Below are 24971 nucleotides of genomic sequence, written 5' to 3' on the forward strand. Positions count from 1 at the left end.
CTGTTTTGCGTCGTACGTTCCCGTACGTTCCCGTACGCCTTCTGTTGCCCCCAGTTGAAGACTGTCGCACCCGGCCATCAGTTCCCTACTCGGCACGCTTCGGGCCGGAAAATACGGTGGCAGTTCGCGTCGCGCGCGCACTAGGCTCCTGCGCTTCGGTGCCGGGCGCGGGTGAGGAGGGCTGTGGGTGTGGGCTCCGTGCGGCTTTACGCGGCCGTGGCGGTGGGGGGTTTCAGACGGTACGCGACGTATCGGGCGGCGACCGCGGCGGGGGTTTTCACCAATACGGTGTTCGGGCTGATCCTGGTCTACACATACCTGGCGTTGTGGGACGAGCGGCCGCACCTCGGGGGGTACGACCAGGCGCAGGCGGTCACCTATGTGTGGCTGGGGCAGGCGTTGCTGGCGGCGCTGGCCATCCAGGGCGGGGGCTTCGAGAGCGAACTCATGGAACGCATCCGTACGGGTGAGATCGCGATCGACCTCTACCGGCCGGCCGACCTTCAACTGTGGTGGCTGGCAAACGATCTGGGCAGGACCCTGTTCCAGCTTCTGGGGCGGGGCGTGATCCCCTTCGTCTTCGGGGCGCTGGTCTTCCCGTCGGCGCTGCCGCGCTCCCCGCTGACCTGGCTGTCGTTCCTGGTCGTGGTCCCGCTCGGGGCGGTCGTCAGCTTCGGGATCCGCTATCTGGTGGCGCTGAGCGCGTTCTGGCTGCTGGACGGCAAGGGCATGCTGCAGCTTCTGATGATCACTGGGGTGTTCTGCTCGGGGATGACGCTGCCGCTGAACGTGTTCCCGGGGGCGCTCGGCGAGGTCGTACGGGCTCTGCCGTGGTCGGCGCTGCTGCAACTGCCCGCGGACGTACTGATGGGAGAGACCGACCCGTTGGGTGCCTACGTCTTCGCGGCGGCCTGGGCGGTGGTGCTGCTGGCGGCCGGGCGGCTGCTGCAGTCGGCGGCGACGCGGCGGGTGGTGGTCCAGGGTGGGTGAGGCGAGCCGTGCGGTGGACGGGCTGCGCGCCTATGGGCTGATCGCCGGGATGTGGATCCGCTCCAGCATGGCCTATCGCGTCTCCTTCGCCATGACCGTGGTGGGCAATCTGCTGCTGTCCGGGCTCGACTTCGTCGCGATCTTGCTGATGTTCTCGCGGGTCGACTCGCTCGGCGGCTACTCACTGCCCGAGGTCGCCCTGTTGTACGGCCTGTCCGTCACGTCCTTCGGTCTCACGGACCTGGCGGTCAACTCGCTGGGCCAGCTGGGCCAGCGGGTACGGGACGGCACGCTCGACACGCTGCTGGTGCGGCCGGCGCCGGTGCTCGCGCAGGCCGCGGCGGACCGCTTCGCGCTGCGCCGGGTCGCCCGGCTCACGCAGGGGGCGCTGGTGCTGGGCTACGCGCTCCTCGCGGTCGACGTCGACTGGACGCCGGCCAAGGTGCTGCTGGTGCCGGTCATGCTCGTCAGCGGTGCGGCGATCTTCGGCGCGGTGTTCGTCGCCGGCGCGGCCTTTCAGATCCTGGTGCAGGATGCGGCCGAGGTGCAGAGCGCGTTCACGTACGGCGGCACGACGCTGCTGCAGTATCCGCCCACCGTGTTCGGCACGGAACTGGTGCGCGGCGTGACCTTCGTGGTGCCGCTGGCCTTCGTCAACTGGCTGCCGGCGACCTATGTGCTGGGGCGGCCGTATCCGCTCGACCTGCCGGCCTGGGTGGCGTTCACGCCGCCGCTGGCCGCCGCGGCGTGCTGTGCGGTGGCGGGGCTGGCGTGGCGGGCGGGCCTTCGCTCGTACCGGAGTACAGGGAGTTGAACGGACGTGACGGATGTGACGGACGTGACGGACGTGACGGATACGTGGCGGATATGGCGGAAACAGACTGAAGTGACTGAAGTGACTGAGTGTTTCATCGACGTCGATCGTCTCGAAAAGGTCTTCACCGTCCGCAAGAAGACCGGCTTCCTCAAACGTGAGCGGCGGGAGGTGCGGGCGGTCGACTCGATCACCTTCTCCGTGGCGCGCGGCGAGATGGTCGGGTACATCGGGCCGAACGGCGCCGGCAAGTCGACGACGATCAAGATGCTGACGGGGATCCTGACGCCGAGCGGGGGCCGGCTGCGGGTGGCGGGCATCGACCCGTCGCGCGAGCGCACCCGCCTGGCTCGCCGCATAGGGGTGGTGTTCGGGCAGCGCACGACGCTGTGGTGGGACCTGCCGCTGATCGACTCGTACCGCCTGATGCACCGCATGTACCGGATCCCGGACGCCCGTTACCGCGAGAACCTCGACCGCTGCGTCGAACTCCTCGAAATGGAGGCCCTGCTGGACGTGCCCGTACGGCAGCTCTCGCTGGGCCAGCGGATGCGCGGCGACATCGCGGCGGCCCTGCTGCACGACCCCGAGGTGCTGTACCTCGACGAGCCGACGATCGGCCTCGACGTCATCTCCAAGGCCAAGGTGCGGGAGTTCCTGCGGGAGTTGAACGCCGAGCGCGGCACCACGGTCCTGCTGACCACGCACGACCTCCAGGACATCGAGCAGTTGTGCTCGCGGGTGATGGTCATCGACCACGGCCGGCTCATGTACGACGGCCCGCTCGACGGCCTGCACGAGGCGGGGGAGAGCGAGCGGACCCTGGTGGTGGACCTGGAGCGTGAGCTCCCGCCGATCGAGGCGCCGCCCGCGAGGGTCGTACGGGTGGAAGGGCCGCGCCAGTGGCTCGCCTTTCCGGCGTCTCAGTCGGCGGCGCCCCTGGTGGCGCGGATCGCCGCGGAGTATCCGCTGGTGGATCTGTCGGTGCGGGAGCCGGACATCGAGGCCGTGATCGCGAGGATGCTGCACTCGTTGGGGGACAGCCCCGGGGCCCCGCGTCCCCCGCAGGAGCGGGCTACCGCATAGTGCCCGAGCGTTCGAACTCGTAGGCTCACCAGTCGGATCAGCGTTCCGTAGTGATCCTGTGCCAGACCGTCATGTGCACGGCCGGCGCCCAGGCGACGTCGGGCACCCTCCTCGGTCCTACAGCCGTGCAAGCTGGACCGACCAGCGTCCGGAGGGACGTGCTACGCGGGCCGATCGCTTCGGCGACCGGCACCAGGGTACGAAGGCGTTCGGTGTATATCGGGCATGCTGTCATGCCCGATACCTTGGTTGCTCCAGGGATACCCAAGCCGAGCAGAGACGCTGAGGGATATGACGGACGATGCCCCGGAGCTGCGTGCCTCCGACGCCGATCGTGAACGAGTCGCCGAGGTGCTGCGGGACGCTCTGGCCGAGGGCCGGCTCGACATGGCGGAGTTCGAGGAGCGGCTGGACGCGACGTACCAGGCGCGGACGTACGGCGAACTGGCGCCGATCATTCGCGACCTGCCCGCCGCCGGGGCGGTCCCGCCGACTGTCGACCTGGTCAAGGAGCCCGGCCAGAGCGGGGACTGAGCCCAGCGGATCGTCGGCGGCGAGGGCTCGTCCACGCGGGGTATCGCGGTGATGTCCGGATTCCAGCGCAAGGGGCGCTGGACCGTGCCCAAGCGGTTCAACTGCTTCGCCTTCTGGGGCGGCGGTGAGATCGATCTGCGCGAGGCGAACTTCGCGGACCGCGAGGTCCAGATCAACTGCGTTGCGATCATGGGCGGGATGAAGGTGATCGTGCCGCCCGGCGTCGAGGTCGTCGTCCGCGGGATCGGCGTCATGGGCGGCTTCGACCAGCGTGAGGAGGGTGTGCCGGGGGACCTCGGGGCGCCTCGGGTGATCCTCACCGGGTTCGCCTTCTGGGGTGGCGTGGGTGTCGAGCGCAAGCTGACCCGCGCCGAGAAGCAGCGGCTGCGGGAGGAACGGCGGCAGGCGAAGCTGGACCGCAAGGCTTCGAAGCGGGAGCTGGGGGAGTCCTCCCGGGACAATATGCACGACGCTCATCAGCGGATGCTGGACGGCCACCGGAGCCTCATGCACGACCGCCACGAGGAGCGGCGGGAGCTGCAGCGGGAACGGCGGGAGCAGAGGGAGCGGCGTCGGCGCGGGGAGGACTGAGCCGGGGTCGCAGGTCGCCCGGCGATTAGGGGGCTGAGCGGGGGCGGGTCGCGCGGCCCGGCGCTGACGGGGTGCCGCCCGCGCCCGCCCGTGCCGCCCAGGCGGCACGACTGCCCGCGGCTGAGCAGGGCCGCCTACAGCCTGGCCGGTGCCCCGCCCTTCAGGTCGTTCAGGTTGAACTCCTCCGCCATCCGCTCGTACCCCTCGTCGCTGGGGTGCAGATGGTCCCCGGAGTCGTAGTCCGGGTGGAACTTCCGCGGGTCGTACGGGTCTCGTACCGCCTCGTCGAAGTCGACGACCGCGTCGAAGACGTCGCCCGCGCGGATTCCGGCGTTGACGGCCTGGCGTACGCTCTCCCGCTCGGCCGAGTAGCTGCGCAGCCCCCCGAACGGCATCAGGGTCGCCCCGATGACCTTCAGCCCGCGCGCGTGGGCCTGCTGGACGAGGTTGCGCAGGCCGTCCAGGATCGCGTCGGGGTCGGCCCGGCCGGGGTTGCGGAGGATGTCGTTCACACCGAGGTCGATGATGACGGCCTTGACGTTCGTCCGGCTGAGGACGTCACGGTCGAAGCGGTCGATGCCGGACTGGTTCTCGGCGGGGCGGCCGGATCCGTTGGCGAGGACCTGGTTCCCGCCGATGCCCTGGTTGACGACGCTGTAGCGGGGCGCGTCCTCACCGTCCTCCACCGCCTCGCGCAGCCGGTCCGAAAGAAGGTCCGGCCAGCGGCTGTTGGCGCCCCTGGAGGAGCCGACGCCGTCGGTGAGGGAGTCGCCGAAGGCGACGACGGTGCCGTTGGCCTCGTTGCTCAGCACGTCGACGGCGGTCAGATACCGCCAGTACTCGACCTCCTCGGTGTACGCGGCACCGGTCACGTCCTCGGCGAGGTCGCCCTGGCCGGCGTACGAGATCTGGTGTGCGCGCGGGTGGTAGGTGACCGGCCCGGTCGCGCTGGGGGAGTACGTGGTGACCAGTACGTCGCTGTCGTGCGGGACGGCGATGCGGACGGCGTCGCTCATCAGCTGCCGGCCGGGCGGTACGACGGCGGTGGTGCTGCCGTTGAACGTCAGCCTGCGCATGGTCCCCGGAGCCGCCGCGGCGGTGTCGTCGCCGGCCGCGACGGCGATGGAGGCGTGCGTGATCGTCAGCGGGGACTGGCCGTAGAGGTTGGAGAGGGTGATCCGGGCGGATGTGCCGCCCGCGCTGGTGTGCACCACGTTGCGCACCGAACGGTCCGCCAGGCCCGCGGTCTCGGTGCCGGGCTCGGCGCCGACCGGGGAGGCGGACCAGGTGCCGACCCAGGTGCCGCTGGAGGCGCGGTCGGCGGGATTGCGTGGGCTACGGGAACCGACGAGGTTGTCCCTGCTGCCGCCGCCGCTGCCGTCACCGGCGGCGGCGCCGACGTATATGGCGGCGGACACTGCCACGATCAGGGCGATGATCGCGGCAAGCAAGGCGTTGTGCCTTGGGTGCCTCGTGTCGTGCCTCGTGCCGTGCCTCGTGTCGTGCGTTGTGTCGTGCTTTGTGGGGGAGGCCCCCGCACCCCCCACGGCTTTCCTGGTCATGCGGTGCCTGACTCCTCGGGGTGCAGGGGGAGCCCGAGGCTCCGATGTGATCATCGCCCATGATGGGGCATGGGTGTGCGGGGAGTTGGCCAGGCTCTCCATTGCGCCGCCCGGAGTTCTCCGGTCAGTTCCCCCGCCTGATCAAACGCCGGGAACTCTTGTTCCGTTCCAGGAGTCGGTCAGGAAGGGACAATGAGTAGGACGAGGGGTCGCGAACGGGTGGAGTGGATGGAACGTACCAAACCCGGTGAACCGGGTGACACGGCTGCGGCTGATGCGGATCAGCATGCCCGCCCGGGGAGCGCCGGTAACGGAAGCGTCCCTGCCGCTGCCGCGCGCGCGATGACGACGTTCAGCGCCGCAGACGAGGAGAAGCAGCGCGGAGTGCGCCGTATGAAGCTCACCGCGACCGGGCTGCTGCTGTTCGTGGCGCTGGTGTACGTCCTGGCCGAGTGGGCCGCCGGTGAGGGTGCCGGCTCCTGGGCGAAATATGTCGCCGCGGCGGCCGAGGCGGGCATGGTCGGCGCGCTCGCCGACTGGTTCGCCGTGACCGCCCTCTTCCGGCGCCCGCTCGGGCTGCCCATCCCGCACACCGCGATCATCCCGACGAAGAAGGACCAGCTGGGCGTCTCCCTGGGCGAGTTCGTCGGCGAGAACTTCCTCTCCCAGGACGTCGTGCGGCAGCGGCTGCGGGCCGTCGGGATCGGGAGCCGGCTGGGCGCGTGGCTCGCGGAACCGGAGCATGCCGACCGGGTGACGGCCGAGCTGTCGGCCGCGCTGCGGGGTGCGCTGACCGTGCTGCGGGACTCCGATGTGCAGGCCGTGGTCGGGGAGGCGATCACGCGGCGGGCCGACGCGCAGGAGGTCGCGCCCGGGATCGGCAAGATGCTGGAGAAGGTCGTCGCCGACGGGGGCCACAAGCGGGTCGTCGATCTCGTCGTGTCCCGTGCGCACGACTGGCTCGTGCTCCATGACGAGCAGGTCATGGACGCGGTGCAGGGCGGGGCTCCCGGGTGGACGCCGCGGTTCGTCGACCGGAGGGTCGGTGAGCGGGTCTACAAGGAGCTGCTGCGGTTCGTGACCGAGATGCGGGACATGCCGTCCCATCCGGCGCGGGGTGCGCTCGACCGGTTCCTTACCGACTTCGCCTCCGACCTCCAGTCCGACACGGACACGCGCGCGCGTGTCGAGCGGCTGAAGGATGAGGTGCTGGGGCGGGGAGAGGTCCAGGACCTGATCGCGTCCGCCTGGACCGCCGTACGCTCGATGATCGTCTCGGCGGCCGAGGACGAGCGCAGTGAGCTACGGCTTCGGGTGCGGGCCTCGTTGCTGTCGTTGGGGGCGCGGATGTCGGACGACTCCCGGCTGCAGGGCAAGGTCGACAGCTGGGTGGAGGGGGCCGCGGTGTACGTCGTCTCCACCTACCGCAAGGAGATCACCTCCCTGATCACCGACACCGTCGCCGGGTGGGACGCCGAGCACACGACGCGGAAGATCGAGGCGCACATCGGGCGCGACCTGCAGTTCATCCGCATCAACGGCACGGTGGTGGGGTCGCTGGCGGGGTTGCTGATCTATACGGTGACGCGGGTGGTGGGGGCGTAGCGCTCGCCCAAGCTGCGGGCATGCGTGCCGCCTGGGGCGGCACGGGTGGGCGCAGGCGGCACCCAGCAAGCGCCGGGCTGCGCGACCTACCCCCGCCCAGCCCCAACGCACGGCAGCTGCTCAGCGCCGGGCCGCGCGACCCACCCCCACCGCACGGCGGTTACTGGCTCTCCCGCCGGACCCGGTCACGCCTGCGCATGAACAGCACGCCGCCGGCGACCGCGGCGACCCCCGCCGCGGCGGTCCAGCCGATGACGTCGCCCGAGCCCGTGGCGGCGAGATCCGCGCCGGAGGCAGAGGCAGAGGCAGAGGCAGAGGCAGAGGCGGAGGCGGGCGACGCGGACGCGGTGGCCGAGCCCTGCGGACGCGGGTCCGAGCCGGCCGCGGGAGCGGATGCCGACGCGGTCGCCGACGAACTCGGGGACGCCGACGTGGCCTCGGACCTGTCCCGCGTGAACGCCAACGTACCGAAGCCCAGCTGGTCGAACCCCCCGCTGGCGGGCCCGTAGTCCCCGCCCCCGCCCTCCGGCGCGGACTTCGCGGCGATCTGGGTGAGGTAGGGCGCGGACAGGCCGCGCCGCTTGGTGTAGTGGTTGGCGATCATCGCCCAGATGGGACGGGTCATCGCCGGGTCGACGGACGCGGCGGCGCTCGCGGTCTCGCTGCCCGACCACCCGTTCACCGCCCCCTTCTTCCGCGTGTTCGCGGTGTACGGCACATCACCGCCCATGCTCCACTTGGCCACGTACTGCGCGCCTTTGAGGAAGCGGCTGTCGTCATGGCCGTACAGGTCGATCCCCTGGTTCCACGCCATCTCGCAGAACGTGCCCATCAGACCGACGCCGAGCAGCGCGTGCCCCTGGTCGCGGCCGGCCTCCAGCCACTCCCCGAGTCCGTCGTCGTGGACGACGGGGATGGCGTTCTCGATGGAGCCGAGCCCCTCGCCGTGCTTGAAGTAGTCCACGGCGCGGGCGACCTGGGCCTTGTCGTCGCAGAAGAGGCCGGTGGCCAGGACGCAGCACATGGCGGCGAGGTCCCAGTTGGTCCAGTAGTTGGTGACGACGGCGCCGTTGTGCCTGACCAGGAAGTCGTCGCTGAGCGGCGCGAAGACGGTGGACAGCATCTCCTTGAACCGGCCGAGCCGGAAGCCGGGGTGGTCGCGGACGAGTTCGGCGGCGTTGGCGAACTGGTAGCCGTACAGGCCGGCGGCCAGGAAGCGGTCGGCGGTGCCCGCGAGCGCGGTGAGCTTGGCGGACCAGGCGTTCAGGATCGCCACGGCGGTGTCGAGGTGCGCGCTGTCGCCGCTGGTGTGCCCGCGCAGGGCGTTCTGGTAGGCGGCGTGGATGTCCTGGTAGAGGGTCGCGTAGTTCTGGCCGGTGCCGCCCCGGACCACGGTGGCCTGCGGGTTGGCCGTCCAGCCGCTCTGCGCGTGGCGGTTGGCGGTCAGCTTGGCGAACCCGGCGGTGTAGGGCGCGGCGCCCGCCTTCACCTTGGCCGCCATACGGGCCAGGTCGGTAGGGGTGTGCAGCAGGCCGGGGTGCGCGTAGGCGCCGCCCGCGGCCGTGGCCGGCGTACCCGTGGTGACGACTCCGGCTCCGGCGGCCGTGGCTCCGGCGGCCGTGGCTCCGGCGGCCTTGAGCATGTTCCGGCGGCTGATCTCTGGTGTCACGTGCTTCGTTCCTCGGGGTCGACGGGCGCGGGCCGGTGGGCGGGGACGGTCAGGAGACGGGCGGGAGCGAGCGCCGATAACAGAAATCCGCAGTCTGCGGAGGGGAGCGGCGGGTGCGTTGTCAGTGGTGGTTGCGTTGTCAGTGGTGGTTGCGACCATGGGCCCATGACCATTCGCAGGATCGTTCCCAACCTTCGGGTCGCGTCGGAGGAGTCGATGGACTCCAGCCGCGACTTCTACGGACTGCTGGGCTTCGAGGAAGTCATGGACCTGGGCTGGGTGCGGACCCTCGCGTCCCCCGCCAACCCCACCGCCCAGATCAGCCTCTTCACCGAGGAGCGCACCGCGCCCGTCGTCTCCGAGCTGAGCGTCGAGGTCGAGGACGTCGACGCGGTCTACGCGCGCGTGGCGGCCTCGGGCGCGGAGATCGTACGGGAGCCGCGGGACGAGGAGTGGGGCGTACGGCGCTTCTTCGTCCGGGATCCGGGCGGGCGGGTGGTGAATGTGCTGAGTCACCGCGCCTAGGCACGCCCTGGTGCCGGAGCACCAGCCGCATCGAACGACGTCGCACCCGCTGAGGACCTGCTCAGAACCCGCTCAGGACCTGCTCAGGACCCGCTCAGGACCGCTGAGGAGCCTTTCGCCCATGACCCGCCCCGCACCTCGCCCGATCCCCGACCGCGCCCTGCGCCCCCCGATGGGCTGGAACAGCTGGGACTGCTACGGCACCACCGTGACCGAGGAGGAGGTCCTCGCCAATGCGGAGTTCATGCGCGAGCACCTGCTGCCGCACGGCTGGGACACCGTCGTCGTGGACATCCAGTGGTACGAGCCCACAGCCCGCGCCCACGGCTACAACCCCGGCGCCCCCCTCGTCCTCGACGCCCACGGCCGTCAGCTCCCCGCCCCGAACCGGTTCCCGTCCGTGGCCGGCGGTGCCGGATTCGGGCCGCTCGCCGAGCGGGTGCACGAGCTGGGCCTGCGTTTCGGCCTGCACATCATGCGCGGCATCCCTCGCCGCGCCGTCGCCGCCCGGCTGCCCGTCGCCGGCACCGGCTTCACCGCCGACGAGATCGCCGACACCGGCTCCGTATGCCCGTGGAACACCGACAACTACGGCCTCGATCACGACCACCCGGGCGCCCAGGCGTACTACGACGCGCAGGTCGCCCAGTTCGCCCGCTGGGGCGTCGACTTCATCAAGGCCGACGACATGCTCTTCCCCTACCAGGAGCGGGAGATCTCCGCCTATGCCGAGGCCGTCGCCCGCAGCGCCCGGCCCATCGAGCTGAGCCTGTCACCCGGTACGGACGTCTCCCTCGCCCACCTCGACCACCTGCGGGACTCGGCCACGATGTGGCGTGTCTGCGACGACCTGTGGGACCGGTGGGAGGACGTGGAGGCGCAGTTCGCCCGGATGGCCCGATGGGCACCCTGGCAGGGCGAGGGCGGCTGGGCCGACGCCGACATGCTGCCGCTCGGCCGCGTCGGCATCCGGGCCGAGCGGGGCGAGGACCGTCTCTGCCGCCTCACCCGCGACGAGCAGATCAGCCTGCTCGGCCTGTGGCTGATCTCCCGTTCCCCGCTGATGATGGGCGGTGATCTGCCCACCAGCCCGCCGGAGACCATCGAGCTGCTCACGAACGACGAGGCGCTCGACGTGCTGTGGCACAGCAGGGGCAACCGCGAGGTGCTGCGGGAGAGGGACCTCGTCCTCTGGGCCGCCGGCGACACCGACGGGCGCACGCGCTACGCGGCCGTGTTCTCGCTGGCGGACAGCCCGCAGAAGGTCACCGTGCCGCTCGGTTCCATAGGCGCCGGGCCCGGCGACCACATCCGCGAACTGTGGACGCGTCAGGACATCGCCCACGACGGCGACAGCCTCCACGCCGTCCTGCCGGCGCATGGGTCTGCCCTGTACCGCCTCACGCCACCGTGAGTCAGCCCCGCCGGTCCGCGACCGCCCACGAGGCAAGGGCCACGGCCCCCGCGACGCCGAAGACGGCAGGCCAGGCGCCCACCTTCTTCGCGAGTGGGTGGGAACCGGCGAAGCCGGCGACATACGCGGCCGTCAGCGCGCCGGCGGCCTTCCCGCCCGCCCGCTGCCGCCACTGCAGCGCAGCCGCGGCCCCGGCCACCGCCAGTACGGCACCGCCGAGTTCCCGCTTCCTGGTCCACCGCGCCACGCCGTACCCGCCGACCAGCCCGCTCGCGGCGACCACCGCGCTGGGAACGTTCGCCATGCCTGCCTCCTGCTACTGCTGCCGCTCACGACCGAAACGCCGTACGGGCCGGTACGGCGTTCAGATTGATGCGCCGTTCAAGACCGATACGCCCCCGAGGCTAACCCGCACACCGAGTGAACCCGACAGGAACCCATGCCAGGAACGCATGTGAAGACGCTCACCACCCCGGACGGCACCCACATCGCCTACCGCGACCACAGCCCGCTGCCAGGCTCGCGGGCCCAGCACCCCGTGCTCCTCCTGCACGGCCTGGCGGGTCACATGGGTGAGTGGGACGACCTGGTGCGGCGGCTGCTGGACGACGGCCACCGGGTGGTGACGTACGACGCCCGGGGCCATGGCGCGAGCACCCGCCGCCCGCCGACGATCAGCCGGGAGGCCTGCGTCGCGGACGCCGTGGCCCTGATCGAGGAACTCTCGCTGTCCCCCGCCACCCTGATCGGCCAGTCCCTGGGCGGCCACACGGCCATGCTGCTGGCCGCCGCGCACCCCGCGCTCGTGAAGTCCCTGATCCTCATCGAGGCGGGCCCGGGCGCCCCGGCCCCGGACCTGCCGTCCCAGATCGCGGCGTGGCTGGACAGCTGGCCGACGCCGTTCCGCTCCCCGGCCGCGGCCCAGGCCTTCTTCGGCCATGCGGCATGGGCGGCGAACCTGGAGGAACGGAAGGAACAGGAGGGGCGGGAGGAACGGAAGGAGCGGGAGGAACAGGAGGACGGCTGGTACCCGAGGGTCGACCGGGACACGATGATCGCGGCCGTGACGGAACTGGCCGCCCGCGACTACTGGGACGACTGGACCCGGATCACCTGCCCGGCGCTCGTGATCCGCGGAGCGGACGGCACCATGTCCGAGCGCGACCACAGGGACATGCGGGCCCGCCGCCCCACCGGTCCCACCCGTCCCACCCGTACGACGCTCGTCGTGGTCCCGGCCGCGGCGCACGACGTACATCTGGACCAGCCGGAACGCCTGCACGCGGCCGTGCGTTCGTTCCTCACGACCGACGCCCCCACAGACGTATCCGAAGACGTATCCGAAGACGTATCTGACGAACAGCGAGCGAACCGTGACTGATGACCTCGACCGCGCCCTGACCGTCGCGACCGAGCTGGCCGGGTGGGCGTCGGAGGTGATCCGCCGGCCGCGCGGCGCGGCGGACGGTCCGGTGCGGGAGAAGGCGAGCCCCGCCGACATCGTCACGGACACGGACGAGGAGATCGAGACGTACGTACGGTCGCTGCTGCGCTCGACGTTCCCCTCGTACGGCATCGAAGGCGAGGAACACGGCGTCCACGAGGGCGCACCCGACGCCCCGCACTGGGTGATCGACCCGGTCGACGGTACGACGAACTACGCGCACGGCATCGGCTGGTGTTCCTTCTCCCTGGGTCTGGCCGCCCCGGACGGCAGCCCCCTCCTGGGCGTCGTCGCCGACCCGTGGCGCCGCGAGATCTTCACGGCGATCCGCGGCGGGGGCGCCCACCTGAACGGTGCCCCCACCCACGCCGCCGGCCACACCACCCTCACCGGCCATGTCTTCCTCACCGAATGGGCCGCCCACGCCCACTGGCCCGGCATGGACCGCCTGCTGGCCGAACTCGCCGCCCGCCACTGCACCGTCCGCGTCATGGGCTCCACCGCCCTCTCCCTGGCCCAGGTCGCCGCGGGCCGCGCCTCCGCCACCGCGATCGGCGAGTTCCACCCCGTGGACAGCCTCCCGGCCCTCCTGATCGCCACGGAGGCGGGCGCGGTGGCGCTGCCGCAACTCCCAGCGTACGACGCGCCGTTGCTCCTGACGGCGCCCGGAGTGGCGGGCGAGGCGGCGGAGTTGTGGCGAGCGACCGTACGGCCTGAGTGATGCGGTCTGAGTGATGCGGCCTGAGGATGCGGCCTGAGTGATCCGCAGCTTTCGATCTCACCTCGGCGCACGAAAAAATCCCGCGACCGCGGCAACCCTTCCCCGTCCGGCGGCAACAGAAGGGACGGAAGCGGTCCGGCGGGCGGCTGATGCGCCAGGAGTGGCACAGGAGCGGCATCCGATGCGGCAGAAGGCAACGCACGGCCCTCTCGGCGGACCGCTTCCGCCCACCGACCGGCCGTCACGTCCCAGTGGTCCAACGCCCGTGTCGTACTCGACGCCGTACTCGATGTCGTACTCGATGTCGTACGACGATTGCGCGACCGATGTGAAACTTTCCCGCACGATCATGGTCAAACGGGGAAGGTGCCCGGTCATGAGCTCCACGAATTTGCCACCTTTCATGCCGGGTCTTGAACTCTCCCGCCGCTTCTACACAGATGCCGTACGCCCTCTCCTTGAGGAAGCCGCCCCCGGAATCCCGCACTCCGCCGCCCGTATCGGCAGCGGATCCGAAGTCCTCGGCTTCGACACCCCCCGCTCGGCGGACCATGAATGGGGCCCGCGTCTGCAGCTCTTCCTCCGCCGAAGTGACGTCTCCCGGCACGGCGGCCGCATCAGACACGTACTGACCGAGCACCTCCCGAAGACCTTCGAGGGCTACCCGACCCACTTCGCTTCCGCCGGCGACGGCGACATCCGCGTCATGCAGGCCACCGACGGACCGGTCCACCACCGCGTCGAAGTCACCCATCGAGCCGCCTGGTTCACCGACGAACTCGGCTTCGACCCGTGGCAGGGCGTCACCCCCGCGGACTGGCTGGCCACCCCCACCCAACTCCTCGCCGAGGTCACCGCCGGCGCCGTGTTCCACGACGGCCTCCATGAACTCGGCCCCTTACGCCACACGCTCCGCTGGTATCCGCACGACGTCTGGCTCCACGTCCTGGCCTGTCAATGGCAGCGCATATCCCAGGAGGAGGCCTTCGTCGGCCGCTGCGGCGAAGTCGGCGACGAACTCGGGTCCGCCGTCGTCGCCGCCCGCCTGGTCCGTGACCTGATGCGGCTGTGCCTCCTCATGGACCGCCGCTATCCGCCGTACGCCAAATGGCTCGGCAGCGCCTTCGCCCGCACGCACGCGGCCCCTCACCTCACCCCGGTCCTCACCGCCGCCCTCGCCGCAACGGACTGGCAGTCCCGCGAACGCCACCTGGCCGACGCCTACGAGATAGCCGCAGGCATCCACAACCAACTCGACCTCACCCCCTGCGTGGACCCGGCCACCCGCCCCTACCACTCCCGCCCCTTCCGCGTCCTGCACGCCGAACGGTTCACCCGCGCCCTGACCGCCCGCATCACCGACCCCGCCCTCCGGGACCTGCCGACCGTCGGCTCCGCGGACCAGTTCATGGACAGCACGGACGTCCTGATGCGACCCGAGCTGACGCGAGCGGTGACGGACGTGGTGCGGAAGCCGCGGTGAGCGGTGAGCACTGAGCGGTGAGCACTGAGCGGTCATTGATGGCCGGTGATCAGAGCCGTGCCTCCCCTGTCGGGCCTGCCTTGTTGGTCCGTTTGGCAGCCCGGATCCCCGGATGCCAGCCCCGAAGAGCGCTGTGGGAGATATCGGATTAGCCTCCGATACGAGCGCAAAGTGGATCTTTTAATGGTGCGCTCTACTCACGCGAGGAGGAGACATGCGCAAGCTTCAGAAGGCCGCTGTTGCGGCCGCCATGATTGGTACGTTCAGCTGCATAGCCACCGGCACCGCGACCGCCCAGAGCGCACCCGTCATGTACGGCGGCGGAGGCTGCAAGTCTCACGACTTGAACGTCGGCCTCCTTGGCCAGGTCGGGCTCCTCAACGGCCTCCTGGGCAATGCGATCAACGGCGAAGGCAACGCGGGCGGGCAACACCAGCACGTCGGCTCCAGCTGCGGCCAAGGCCACTAGCAGCCATCCGACTCTGGTAGCTCACCCCAACGGGCCCCGGCCCCGGGCCACAAGCCCGGGCCCGGGGCCCTGCTTCGTCCCGCGACCGTTTTGCGATCGTTCTGCGGAACCGCTCTGCGAACCGCTCTGCGACCGTTCGAAGCCGTACCGGATTTGTACCGTGCCCGTGCCCGTGCCCGTACCCGTGCCCGCGGCCCGATCGGCGCTACCGTCGTGTCCCATGATCGTATGGCTCAACGGCACTCATGGCGCAGGCAAGACGACCACCAGTGCACTCGTGCAGCAACTGGTCCCGGATTCACGGGTGTTCGACGCCGAGAAGGTCGGCGAGACTCTCATGGACATCACGCCGGGGCTGCCCCGGACGGACAACTTCCAGCACTGGCCGCCATGGCGGCCACTCGTCGTCGAGACCGCCCGCCGCGTACTCGACTACACCGGCGGCACTCTGGTGATGCCCATGACGGTCCTGGTCGAGCAGTACTGGCGCGAGATCAGTACCGGCCTCGCCCAACACGCCATCCCGGTACGGCACTTCGTCCTCCACGCGGACCAGGACACCCTCCGCGGGCGCATCGCGGGGGACACCGTTCTTGGCCCCAACTCCCCGTTCCGTCTCCAGTACCTTGAGCCCTACGCCGAGGCGGCCCGCACCTGGCTGCACGCCGAGGCCGAGGTCGTCGACACCACACACCTCACGCCCGCCCAGGCCGCCCAGCAGATCGCAGAGGCCCTCAAGGGCGCTTGACGGAGCGTGCGACAGGCGACAGCGCTGCTTCCTCCCGGCGGCGTGGATGAGGGTCCGCGAAGCTGTGAATGGAGTAGTTGCCCTTGCGAACCGGATACCTGTCCACTACGTTGAGCTAATCGGACGAAAGCAGTCCGCTTAGGTTCGTCGCAGAGGCGGCCGCGGGCGAGAGTGAGTGCCCGTCGACACGCAACCCAGCGCCGTCACCAGCACTCGTCAAGAGCCTCGACCTCGGGCTTCGCGCCCCGAGGAGGCCGCCCCGTCCAGCACGGCGGAGATCGTCTGATGCCAATCCCACCTCATCAGCCGCCGTCGAAAGGATTTCCGTGACCGATCACGACGTGACAACGTCAGACGTTCGCCTCGGTTCGCTTCGCCTCCATGTGGCACGGGCACCGCAAGCGCAGGGAGGTGTACTGCTCTACCCCACCATGAGGGGCCTTGACGACAAGATGCAGGCGACCGCACGGGCCTTCGCCGATGCCGGCATGTCCGCGGTCGTGTGGGACCCCTACAACGGTGAGGGGCCCGCCGGCATGGCGACGCCCGCAGAACCGGGCAAGATGCCGCCGCCCGACCTCGTCTTCAAGATGATGGCCAAGTTGAACGAGCTTGAGGACCGGAGCATGGTCCGCGACCTGACGTCGGTCGTCGACTACATGCAGGACGAACTCGGGCTCGCGTCCATCGCCGGGATCGGGTGGTGCTTCGGCGGCCGTGTCGCCCTCGTCCATGCGGGCAGCGACGACCGGATCTGCGCGGTGAGCGCCTCCCACCCCACGATCTGGGGTGACACACCGATCGAGTTCATGGGCAAGTCCCTCAGCAGCGCTGACTTCCCCGGAGAAACACTGGACGCGTTCGAGCTCGCGGCTTCGATCAATGGCCCGGTGCAGATCTGCCACCCGGGCGAGGACTTCGTACCGCAACCCGTCTACGACAAGCTGCTGGCGTCGCTGCGCGCCCGTCCGGAACGGACAGTCTACGAGTTCTTCCCCGGCGCCAGTCATGGTTTCTCGTTCGCGCCGGGAGAGGCGAACGAGAAGGCCCGCCGCCAGGCGTGGTCCACAACGCTGGCCCTGTTCTCCGAGCGCTTTGAGCCGCTTGAGGCCGCATCAGTCAGTTGACCAGGACGTCGGCGTATGCGCGTTCACGTGACGCCTGATTCCTGGCGATCTGCCCATTCGGCGCCGCGGCGGCACGTGACAGGCACGGCTTCCAAGATCATGGACTTCTCAACGCCCCCGTGATCCGAGCGGAAGACCGTGCCTGCCTACGCTTCACGAGCAGTCCCACCTGCCTTGCTTCGCCCATGCCGTTTAGCAAAGCTAAACGGCATGGAATCAGCCCGCCGGTTCGAGTTCCGAATCCGCGGATTGCGTGAGTTTGAATTTCCTGCGACGCTTTCGCACCACGAGGGTGACAGCCACGGTCACTGGCACCGCGACGACGATGATGGCGATCACGCCGCCGGAATTCAGGCTCGCGACGAATCCGATGCCCAGCAGGAGGGAAATCGCCTGGGAGCAGGCCGCACCTATTGTCATCGGCGGCAGGAATTTGCGGTACGGCATGCCCGCCGCGGCGGCCACGGGAGGAACAAAGCCTTGCAGGAGCGGTATGAGGCGCCCGACGAATACCGCCCAGGTGCCGTGTTTGTGCACCATGTTTTCGACCCTGTCCCAGCGCTGCGTACCTTCCCGCTTGACGAGCTTGGTATCGCGTAGCGCCGGGCCGACACGGCGGCCGATTTCGAATCCGATCAGGTTGCCCACAATGGTGCCGACCGTGAGGAGTGCCCATATGAGCAGGAACTCAGGCACCGAGTCCACGGCGACCGGGCCGATCACCACGGCCGGCTGGAGCGGGATGAAGAGCCCGACACCGACGATGCCTTCACAGAGACCAAGGATAACCGCGGCCGCCAGTAGCCCCGGTCCCGCCAACGACTGCACCCAATCCAGCACATCGGACAATTCCAGCCACCTCTCGAATAAGCCTCCAGTAATTGGCAGGCTACCGTGATTTTGCTGATTACTTTTTGAGAACGATCCTGGGGCCGATTTCGAATTCGTCATCAGCCCAACGTGGACCACGAAACAGGACTCTTCTGCGATGCTGGCCATGGTTGCGCTTTCGCGCCACAACTAGCCCTGAAGGCGGCTCGGCTTCGCGACAGTTTCCGAGAGGTCGGAACTGATCAGCGGCGGGAACGTCTTTCGCGAGAACGCGGGTTCATGGCAGCGGAATCCTTCATGCGTGACAGGGGCGAGCGGCCAGGCATCCAATGTGAGAGGTCGCCTGCCCACGCAGGGCGACGATAACAAGTATGTCGTCCTGCAAACAAGGGGACAGTATTCTGTCAACTGGCTGTGGAAAGTCGCCAACGTGTGAAGCTGACACGATGTCCGGTTTCCTGAGGACCAGAACACAAGCAGCAACTGCGACGCGACAGCCGGCCGTCGACTCCGGGGTCAACAACGTGAGCTTGGGCAACGTGGTGTTGCGGGACTTGCCGTTGGTGACACAGGCCGATGCCCGTGAAACCAAGATGCTTCGACGGACATCGGTCGGGTAGCGTGCGGACCATGTCGAGTCCTGAGTCAGACAAGGCGGGGGCTTTCGGTCACGCCGTCAGCCCCCTGAACCACTGAACTCGTAGCCCTGTCCTCGCGCCGCTTTCTGCGGTGGGACGAGCGTGCGCCTGGGGCTGGCCGCGGTGACGAGATGACCTTCTCGTGCCTCTCTCACCTCGGAGCCACTCGATGCCTCTGCCGCTGTATCTGCTTGCCATGGCGGTCTTCGCTATGGGCACCTCGGAGTTCATGCTCGCCGGCCTCTTGCCGGACATCGCCTCAGATCTTGATGTCACCGTCGGGACAGCAGGCGTCCTCACCTCGGCTTTCGCGATCGGCATGATCGTCGGCGCCCCTTTTGTAGCCGCGCTTGCCCGTAACTGGCCCAGGCGTGCCGGCCTTCTCGGGTTCGTGCTCGTTTTCGCGGCAGCTCACGCCGTGGGTGCCGTCACCACGAGCTTCCCCATCCTGTTCGCCACCCGAGTCGTCGCGGCGCTCGCGAACGCGGGGTTCCTTGCCGTCGCTCTGACAGCTGCCGCCACGCTGGTCCCGCCCGACAGGAAGGGACGCGCGCTGGCCGTGCTGCTGTCGGGCACGACGGTGGCCACGATCGCCGGTGTCCCTGGTGGGTCGGTGCTCGGCACATTGCTCGGCTGGCGGGCCGCATTCTGGGCTGTCGCCGCTCTCTGTCTGCCCGCCGCTCTCGGCATCCTGAAGGGAATCCCGGCAGGACGTGATGGGGACGAGGCGGCTGGCAGGCCGGCGTTGCGAGCGGAGTTCGCCCAGCTCACCAGGCCGCGGCTGATCCTGGTGATGCTGCTCGGTGCGCTGGTGAACGCGGCAACGTTCGGAAGCCTCACCTTCCTCGCCCCCGTGGTGACCGACAGCGCCGGGCTGGGCGAGTTGTGGATCTCTGTCGCTCTGGTGCTCTTCGGTGCCGGTTCCTTCCTAGGCGTCACCGTCGCCGGCCGGCTGTCCGACCGACGTCCCGGTCTGGTCATAGCAGTCGGCGGTCCGTTGCTGCTCATCGGCTGGCCGACCCTGGCAGTGCTGGCCAACGAGCCGGTCGCCCTGTTCATCCTCGTGTTCGTGCAGGGCGCGCTGTCGTTCGCGCTGGGCAGCACGCTGATTACGCGGGTCCTCTACGAGGCCGCGGGAGCCCCCACCATGGCCGGCTCGTATGCGACTGCGGCGCTCAACGTGGGCGCCGCAGTCGGCCCCGTCATCGCTGCGGCCGCCCTCAGCACCGAAGCCGGGACCCTCGGGCCGCTCTGGGCGAGCGGACTCCTCGTCGCGGTGGCGCTGCTCATCGCGTTCCCCCTCCTCACCGCCATCACCGCCATCACCGCCGACCCGAGCACCGAGGTGCTCCGGTGACATGCGAACGCCCCCTTGAACATCGAGGGACGCCGAAGGCTCGTGGAACGCTGCCGCACCCGTCCGATCGCGCACGTGGCCGCCGAGGCCGGTGTCTCCCGCGCCTGCCTGCCCAAGTGGAAGAACCGGTACGACACGCACGGAGAAGCCGGGCTGACCTTCCCCTCGTAGCGTAGAGACCCTGACTGCAGGGGAAGTTGAGGGTCATGGCGGGCAAGAGGAGGAAGTTCGACGCGGAGTTCCGTGAGGGGGCTGTGCGGATCGTCGCCGAGACCGGCAAGCCGATCGCGCAGGTCGCGCAGGATCTCGGTATCAACGAGACCACGCTGGCGAGTTGGGTGTCGCGGGCCCGCAGGGTCGGCGGGGCCCCAGCGACGGGTGAGAGCGAGGAGCTCGCGCGGCTGCGGCGGGAGAACGCGCAGCTGAAGAAGGACAACAAGGAGCTGGCCATGGAGCGTGATGTGCTCAAACGCTGCATGGTCTTGTGGGTGAAGTAGCTGTGGCGGACCCGGCGGTGCTCGTCGGGGTGATCAGCGACCAGAAGACCGTGCACAGCATTCCGTACCGCACCTCCTGTCGGGCGCTGGGCGTGTCGGAGGCGTGGTTCTACAAGTGGCGCCGCAGGCCGTCCGAGCCGACGAAACGCGAGGTCAGACGCGCAGAGCTGGCCGAGAAGATCCGCTGCTTCTTCGACCGCTCGGGCCGGACGTACGGCTCGCCGAGGATCACGCTGGATCTGTGGGAGGAGGGCTGGCAGGTATCGCGGAACACGCGGCGGAGGACATCGACGCGGTCGCAACCACGCTCAACAGTCGCCCCCGCAGGAGCCTCGGTTGGAAGACACCCGCCGAAGCCCTCAACGACCATCTACTATCGATCACATAAGCCGGTGTTGCATCCACTGGTTGAACCTGGCGAATACACGTCCGAGGCGTTCCAGCAGCTGTGCGGCCGCTGGGGCGTGGTGCAGTTCGATGGGGCGCGTCGGGTCGGCGCTGGACGACGCCGCCGCGGAGTCGTTCCACTCGGTCCTCAAGGTCGAGTACATCCACCGGCACACCTTCGCCACCCGCACCGAGGCCCGGCTGAAGACCGCCACATGGATCGCGGACTTCTACAACACGAAACGCCGTCACAGCGCGGCCGGCGGGAAGCCGCCCGTCGAGTTCGAACGGATCATCCAGGAAGCGGGAGCGCGGACCGATCAGGAAGACCGGGCCGCATAACCAACGTCTCTACGAAACCCGGGGATTGACAGCTACCCGCTTCGCCCAGTCCACCATTGATCCGCCCATAATCTGCTCCACGCCCTTCGTGGCCCTGAGCTGTGCTGGAATCCTTCCCCGGAGTGTGTCGGCTATCCAGTCGAACGCTCACGCACTGCGCGTACGGCGCTATTCATTGCGGCGGCCTGTTGAGGTGATCGGTTCCTACGGCCTACTTCACCGAAGCGGCCAAGAACATGCCCCACGCCTCAGCTGACACCGGGACATGAGGCGCCTGAGGCTGCTTGGAGTCCCGTAGCAGCACGCCACCCGGTGCGAAGGCTGCCTCCACGCACTCGGTGGCGTTGCCGCCGCTGTACGACGACTTGAACCAGACGAGTTCGGGGACGGGCTGGGGCCGAACGGACATTCACAGCTCCTTGCGGGCGCGATGGATCATGGCGGAGGAAGCCTCCATGTCCAACGCTTGTGCGCGCAGGTACTCGAACGCAAGTCTGTATCGCTCCAGCTCCTCTTCGCGTTCCAAAAATAGGGAGCCGGTGTGGAAGTCGACGTAGGCGACATCGAGGGTTCGCTGCTTGCCGCCGATGAGGACGAAGCTGCCGAGTGCCGCCGCGTGCGCTCCCTTGGAGAAGGGCAGAATTTGAAGAGTGATGTTGGGCGACTCGTTCGCTTCGAGCAGTCGGCCCAGCTGTTCGCTCATGACGGCCGGTGACCCGACGATGCGGCGGATCACTGACTCGTCCAGGATCGCCCACAGCCTTGGCGGCTTGGGACGGCTGAGGATCTCTTGCCGCTTCATGCGGATGTCCACCAGACGCTCGATCTCGGCGGGCTCCAGCGGGACTTCGTTGGCGCGCTGAAGTGCCGTGCTGTAGGCCCTGGTCTGAAGAAGTCCTGGCACGTAAACACACGCGAAGTGGTCCTCCCGTACAGCCTCGTCCTCCAGCGTGAGCAGCAAGTTCATGCTCTCCGGGATGAAGTCGGCGAACGAGCGCCACCATCCTTGCTGCTTGGCGTCTTTCGCCAGTGCGACGACCGCTTCGCGCTCCTCGTCAGTTGCCCCGTACTCGCGGCACAGGGCGTCGATCACCAGCCACTTGACCGGTCCCGCTTGAGTCTCGTAGCGGCTGACGGTGGCTTTTGAGACGCCGACGAGCTGACCCGCTTCCTCAAGAGTCAGACCCTTCCTGGCCCGCAGTTTGCGCATGACAGCGCCGAGTTGTCGGCGCCGTGTGGTGGCCCGGTTTGTCATGCGGCTCCCTACGTGTGGTTCCCGGTGGCTGTCCGGAAGCTCAATCAGGCTAGGCAGCATGCCTGTTGGCTCACCACCGGATTCACCCGAAGGATTGTCGTGAGAAGTTACATGACGAGACTTCTCTGTGTCATGCTCGCAAGAACAGAGTCACGCACTGCTTCCGCGCGTATGCGGAGTGCGCTCGTCGGCGTGGCCTGAAGGGAGGAGAGCCGTGATTGGTTACGACGCGATCGACCCCCGGTTCCGCTGTGTCCTGCCGTTTGAGGCAGAGCCGGCCGAAGTCCGCCTGCTGCGCAGAGCCACCGTCGCACAACTTGGCCAGTGGGGCGTGTCTTCTGCGGCCGAAGAGGTGGAGTTGCTGGTAACGGAACTCGTCACGAACGTCATCAAGCATGTGGGAGAGGGTGCCCCGGCGACACTCATCTTGGAGCGGCGGTATGAACGCCTGCGCGTCGAGGTCCACGACAAGAGCCGGACCCTGCCGGCTCCCGTGAGGGCTCACTGTGACGAGGAGTGCGGGCGTGGTCTCCATTTGCTCGCGTCTCTGGCGATGGACTGGGGAACAGTCCTGACGGCTGTCGGCAAGTCCGTGTGGTGTGAGATCGCGGCACGGCCGGCGGCTGTGTGCCGACGTGCCGAGCGGGCTCGCGGCGCGCTGGAGAGGTACCGCGAGGATCACCCCGTCATGGCTGCGGAAGGACGCAGTAAGGCGGTTCTCCTTGAGGAATCCGCAGTCGAGCTCATCGCGGACTTGCTGCACTGGACCGCCGCCCGGGGCAAAGACCCGGATGACGTGCTGGACAGGGCCCAGACGCACTACGAGGCCGAGGCGGCTGTCGCCGCCTGAACGCTGGACCGCTCGCTGGCCTCATGGTGCCCCTTGCCGCGTCGACAGAGCCGCTTGCAGGAGCGCGGCGGCATCGTCAGGTGCTCCATGCTGGTGAAGCTGGGCCGCTGCCCGCATCACATGAGGATCGGGATTGTCCCGTCCGTAGATGTGGATCAATGTTCCTGCAAGTTCGTCCAGTTGACCCTCCCGCAAGACGCATACAAGGGCCGCCGCCTCTGCCGGACTAAGCACTTCTGCGGAGTGGCGCAGCAGGGCCAGAACCCCGTCTTGCCGGCCGCCGTTCTGCAAGGCTTCGGCCTGGCGGGCGACAGTCAGTGCGGCCCGCTTCTCGGGATTACTCTGCTGCCGGTCCCCCTTCCGAGGGGGGACCGGCAGCAGAGCTGCGTCAGCCCGCGCAGTCAAACGGGATCGCTGGCCGGCCCGAATGGCGCGTCGTGCGCTGGTCTTGAGTGTGCGCACCTCCCGGGCTTTCAGTTCCCGCACCTCGCGCTTCAAAGCGGCAGTCCCCTCCCGCAGGATTACGCCCTCCTTCTGGACAGCGCCGAGTTCGGCCTGGACGGTGCTGAGCTCAACGGCACTCTCAACTGCCTGTTGCTGTAGCGCCGACACCTCCTCGCGCAACTTCACGCAGCTGCCGCATTGCTCGGCAGCGGCTTCGGAGTGCAGCCTCTCCAGGTCGGTGAGCGTGATCCCCGCCTCCTCCATGCCGCCCGCGTCAGTGCGCGCGATCGCGTGGAGATCCCTGACGATGCCTATGTCTGGCAGGTACTCGGCGCTTAGGTATCTGGACAGGGATGTATCGCTGACGTGCAGCCGGTCGGCCGCTTGCTTCTGCGTCGGGGCGTTGCCGTCGGCATTCAAGGCCAGCAGGCGGCAGAGTCTCTGCAGTTCGGTGGCAAGAGCACGTTTCCCTGGAGGAACGTCACTGCCGAACTCCTTCTTCGTCGTCCATCCGTAAGGAGTCTGGCTTCCTTTTGCTCGTGACATGTCACTCACTCATTTCTGGTCTATGTGCAGCGAATTAGCTGAAATCGGGCTGTTGATGGCATGTCTTGTCGACCTCGTGGCCGTGTTGGGCGCAGGTCGGGCCAATTGTGCACGACGGAAGGCGAGTCGTGTTCTTGCTGTCTGGTGCGCAAGTGTTCCAGCGGGGACTGATATTCGGTTCTCGGTGGCACACTCAGAACAGCCGCTCGTGGAGCGGGGGGTGGCCAAGACGCCTGTGCCGCTGCGTGAGCTACGTATGTGCGCATACTGCGCCTTTGTCAAAAAACGTGCGATTCAATTACAGGAGTGAGCAAATGGCACTGCCGTCCTGGCGAGACGCCGGTATCGGAAGCATGGCTCGGGCTGCACTGTGGCTGGTGCAGGAAGTGGGGGAGGACAACATCTTCACGAAGGCCGAACTGCGCGAGGCGTTCCCGGACGTCGCCCAGATCGACCGGCGCATGCGCGACCTGCGCGACCATGACTGGAAGATCTCGACGAGCCGTGAGGACCCCACGCTCCGTCAACAGGAGCAGCGGTTCGTGGCGCAGGGGGCGGAGGTATGGATCCCTGGGAAGTCGAAGGCGCCGAAGCACAAAGCGAGTCTCACGGCCACCCAGCGCGCGAAGGTGCTGGACGAGGACGGTTACCTCTGCCGCACCTGCGGTATCGCGGCTGGTGAAGCGTACGAGGAGGGAATCGAGCAGGCGGTGCTCAACGTGGCCCGCCGCAAGGTGATCCAGTCCAACGGAGACACGGTCTACCAGTTGGTCACCGAGTGCAAGCGGTGCGGCGTGGGCAGCGCGGGCCGGCGGGCCGACCTCGGGCACGTCCTGAACCAGGCTGCGGCCCTGTCACCCATGGAGCAGCGGGTGCTCGCCGCCTGGATTGCCGCGGACCGGCGTTCCCTGAGTCCGCTGGACAAGCTCTGGGGACAGTACCGGACTCTTCCAGAGTCCTCCCGAAAGGCCGTGGCGGACGCACTCGATGGCGCGACCGACTAGAACAGGATGAAACGGGCATGATGCGAGAACTTCCGGCT

The 24971-nt window shown here is 68.5% G+C and carries 24 protein-coding genes and 3 pseudogenes; 20 read left to right on the plus strand and 7 right to left on the minus strand.

What is annotated here, in order from left to right; translation table 11 throughout:
* Positions 1 to 183 precede the first annotated feature (183 nt).
* The 4 genes and pseudogenes from GFH49_RS05895 to GFH49_RS05910 all read left to right on the plus strand — a co-directional run bounded on the left by GFH49_RS05895 (position 184) and on the right by GFH49_RS05910 (position 4015).
* Positions 184 to 990: an ABC transporter permease gene (locus GFH49_RS05895; RefSeq protein ID WP_155054690.1), complete on the plus strand. Its 807-nt coding sequence runs from the start codon at positions 184 to 186 to the stop codon at positions 988 to 990.
* 49 nt (positions 991 to 1039) lie between these two features.
* A complete protein-coding gene (locus GFH49_RS05900; RefSeq protein ID WP_155054844.1) occupies positions 1040 to 1804 on the plus strand; it encodes an ABC transporter permease in 765 nt (254 codons plus the stop codon).
* 81 nt (positions 1805 to 1885) lie between these two features.
* A complete protein-coding gene (locus GFH49_RS05905; RefSeq protein ID WP_155054845.1) occupies positions 1886 to 2890 on the plus strand; it encodes an ABC transporter ATP-binding protein in 1005 nt (334 codons plus the stop codon).
* A 291-nt stretch (positions 2891 to 3181) separates the two neighbouring features.
* Positions 3182 to 4015, plus strand: a pseudogene (locus GFH49_RS05910) (DUF1707 SHOCT-like domain-containing protein).
* A gap of 134 nt (positions 4016 to 4149) precedes the next feature.
* Here the strand turns inward: GFH49_RS05910 and GFH49_RS05915 are convergent.
* Positions 4150 to 5577: an SGNH/GDSL hydrolase family protein gene (locus GFH49_RS05915; protein ID WP_155054691.1), complete on the minus strand. Its 1428-nt coding sequence runs from the start codon at positions 5575 to 5577 to the stop codon at positions 4150 to 4152.
* 192 nt (positions 5578 to 5769) lie between these two features.
* On the opposite strand from GFH49_RS05915, the gene GFH49_RS05920 reads away from it, so the two are divergent.
* Positions 5770 to 7182 carry a DUF445 domain-containing protein gene (locus GFH49_RS05920; protein WP_196217867.1) on the plus strand — a complete coding sequence of 471 codons (1413 nt, stop codon included), beginning with the start codon at positions 5770 to 5772 and terminating at the stop codon, positions 7180 to 7182.
* A gap of 160 nt (positions 7183 to 7342) precedes the next feature.
* Here GFH49_RS05920 and GFH49_RS05925 read toward each other — a convergent pair whose 3' ends face one another.
* On the minus strand, positions 7343 to 8824 hold the full coding sequence (locus GFH49_RS05925) for an alginate lyase family protein (protein ID WP_155054846.1): 1482 nt from the start codon (positions 8822 to 8824) through the stop codon (positions 7343 to 7345).
* 192 nt (positions 8825 to 9016) lie between these two features.
* Here GFH49_RS05925 and GFH49_RS05930 point away from each other — a divergent pair, with 192 nt between their 5' ends.
* Both GFH49_RS05930 and GFH49_RS05935 read left to right on the plus strand, forming a co-directional pair.
* Positions 9017 to 9376: a VOC family protein gene (locus GFH49_RS05930; protein WP_155054693.1), complete on the plus strand. Its 360-nt coding sequence runs from the start codon at positions 9017 to 9019 to the stop codon at positions 9374 to 9376.
* Between the two features lie 121 nt (positions 9377 to 9497).
* Entirely contained in the window at positions 9498 to 10790 is a 1293-nt protein-coding gene (locus tag GFH49_RS05935; protein WP_230396174.1) for a glycoside hydrolase family 27 protein, read from the plus strand.
* A gap of 1 nt (position 10791) precedes the next feature.
* Here the strand turns inward: GFH49_RS05935 and GFH49_RS05940 are convergent, their stop codons facing one another.
* Positions 10792 to 11094 carry a hypothetical protein gene (locus GFH49_RS05940; RefSeq protein ID WP_155054694.1) on the minus strand — a complete coding sequence of 101 codons (303 nt, stop codon included), beginning with the start codon at positions 11092 to 11094 and terminating at the stop codon, positions 10792 to 10794.
* A gap of 135 nt (positions 11095 to 11229) precedes the next feature.
* On the opposite strand from GFH49_RS05940, the gene GFH49_RS05945 reads away from it, so the two are divergent.
* The 6 genes from GFH49_RS05945 (at position 11230) to GFH49_RS05970 (ending at position 16782) form a co-directional block, all read left to right on the plus strand.
* A complete protein-coding gene (locus GFH49_RS05945) occupies positions 11230 to 12171 on the plus strand; it encodes an alpha/beta fold hydrolase (RefSeq protein ID WP_155054695.1) in 942 nt (313 codons plus the stop codon).
* Positions 12164 to 12955, plus strand: coding sequence for an inositol monophosphatase family protein (locus GFH49_RS05950; protein WP_230396175.1), 792 nt, complete (start codon positions 12164 to 12166; stop codon positions 12953 to 12955). Before GFH49_RS05945 ends, GFH49_RS05950 begins: the two co-directional genes overlap by 8 nt.
* A 376-nt stretch (positions 12956 to 13331) precedes the next feature.
* On the plus strand, positions 13332 to 14438 hold the full coding sequence (locus GFH49_RS05955) for a DUF4037 domain-containing protein (RefSeq protein WP_155054697.1): 1107 nt from the start codon (positions 13332 to 13334) through the stop codon (positions 14436 to 14438).
* Positions 14439 to 14652: 214 nt separating this feature from the next.
* On the plus strand, positions 14653 to 14907 hold the full coding sequence (locus tag GFH49_RS05960; RefSeq protein WP_155054698.1) for a hypothetical protein: 255 nt from the start codon (positions 14653 to 14655) through the stop codon (positions 14905 to 14907).
* Between the two features lie 220 nt (positions 14908 to 15127).
* Complete coding sequence (locus tag GFH49_RS05965) at positions 15128 to 15655, plus strand: AAA family ATPase (RefSeq protein WP_155054699.1); 528 nt, start codon at positions 15128 to 15130, stop codon at positions 15653 to 15655.
* A 326-nt stretch (positions 15656 to 15981) separates the two neighbouring features.
* Positions 15982 to 16782, plus strand: a complete 801-nt coding sequence (locus GFH49_RS05970) for a dienelactone hydrolase family protein (protein ID WP_155054700.1) — start codon at positions 15982 to 15984, stop codon at positions 16780 to 16782.
* Positions 16783 to 16998: 216 nt separating this feature from the next.
* Here the strand turns inward: GFH49_RS05970 and GFH49_RS05975 are convergent, their stop codons facing one another.
* Positions 16999 to 17781 carry a DedA family protein gene (locus tag GFH49_RS05975; RefSeq protein ID WP_155054701.1) on the minus strand — a complete coding sequence of 261 codons (783 nt, stop codon included), beginning with the start codon at positions 17779 to 17781 and terminating at the stop codon, positions 16999 to 17001.
* 639 nt (positions 17782 to 18420) lie between these two features.
* On the opposite strand from GFH49_RS05975, the gene GFH49_RS05980 reads away from it, so the two are divergent.
* From GFH49_RS05980 to GFH49_RS06000, 5 genes and pseudogenes are all read left to right on the plus strand, one after another.
* Positions 18421 to 19608, plus strand: a complete 1188-nt coding sequence (locus GFH49_RS05980) for a Cmx/CmrA family chloramphenicol efflux MFS transporter (RefSeq protein WP_155054702.1) — start codon at positions 18421 to 18423, stop codon at positions 19606 to 19608.
* A 15-nt stretch (positions 19609 to 19623) separates the two neighbouring features.
* Positions 19624 to 19764, plus strand: a pseudogene (locus tag GFH49_RS05985) (helix-turn-helix domain-containing protein); the annotation flags it as partial.
* 50 nt (positions 19765 to 19814) lie between these two features.
* Positions 19815 to 20105, plus strand: a complete 291-nt coding sequence (locus tag GFH49_RS05990) for a transposase (RefSeq protein WP_155054703.1) — start codon at positions 19815 to 19817, stop codon at positions 20103 to 20105.
* Positions 20106 to 20197: 92 nt separating this feature from the next.
* Positions 20198 to 20326, plus strand: a pseudogene (locus tag GFH49_RS41405) (hypothetical protein); the annotation flags it as partial.
* A gap of 256 nt (positions 20327 to 20582) precedes the next feature.
* Positions 20583 to 20834: an integrase core domain-containing protein gene (locus tag GFH49_RS06000; RefSeq protein WP_155054705.1), complete on the plus strand. Its 252-nt coding sequence runs from the start codon at positions 20583 to 20585 to the stop codon at positions 20832 to 20834.
* A gap of 211 nt (positions 20835 to 21045) precedes the next feature.
* On the opposite strand, the gene GFH49_RS06005 is transcribed toward GFH49_RS06000, so the two are convergent.
* On the minus strand, positions 21046 to 21243 hold the full coding sequence (locus GFH49_RS06005) for a DUF397 domain-containing protein (RefSeq protein WP_155054706.1): 198 nt from the start codon (positions 21241 to 21243) through the stop codon (positions 21046 to 21048).
* Positions 21244 to 22089, minus strand: a complete 846-nt coding sequence (locus GFH49_RS06010) for a helix-turn-helix domain-containing protein (RefSeq protein ID WP_155054707.1) — start codon at positions 22087 to 22089, stop codon at positions 21244 to 21246.
* A 214-nt stretch (positions 22090 to 22303) separates the two neighbouring features.
* Here GFH49_RS06010 and GFH49_RS06015 point away from each other — a divergent pair, with 214 nt between their 5' ends.
* The gene (locus tag GFH49_RS06015) at positions 22304 to 22939 is read left to right on the plus strand and encodes an ATP-binding protein (RefSeq protein ID WP_155054708.1); all 636 of its coding nucleotides are present in this window, start codon (positions 22304 to 22306) and stop codon (positions 22937 to 22939) included.
* 21 nt (positions 22940 to 22960) lie between these two features.
* Here the strand turns inward: GFH49_RS06015 and GFH49_RS06020 are convergent, their stop codons facing one another.
* Positions 22961 to 23929, minus strand: coding sequence for a hypothetical protein (locus GFH49_RS06020; protein WP_155054709.1), 969 nt, complete (start codon positions 23927 to 23929; stop codon positions 22961 to 22963).
* 353 nt (positions 23930 to 24282) lie between these two features.
* Here GFH49_RS06020 and GFH49_RS06025 point away from each other — a divergent pair, with 353 nt between their 5' ends.
* Positions 24283 to 24933 (plus strand): KpnI family restriction enzyme N-terminal domain-containing protein, encoded by a 651-nt coding sequence (locus tag GFH49_RS06025; protein ID WP_230396176.1) that lies wholly within the window; start codon positions 24283 to 24285, stop codon positions 24931 to 24933.
* The last annotated feature ends 38 nt before the right edge of the window (positions 24934 to 24971 follow it).

The sequence above is a fragment of the Streptomyces blattellae genome, from assembly GCF_009709555.1.
GTDB lineage: Bacteria > Actinomycetota > Actinomycetes > Streptomycetales > Streptomycetaceae > Streptomyces > Streptomyces blattellae.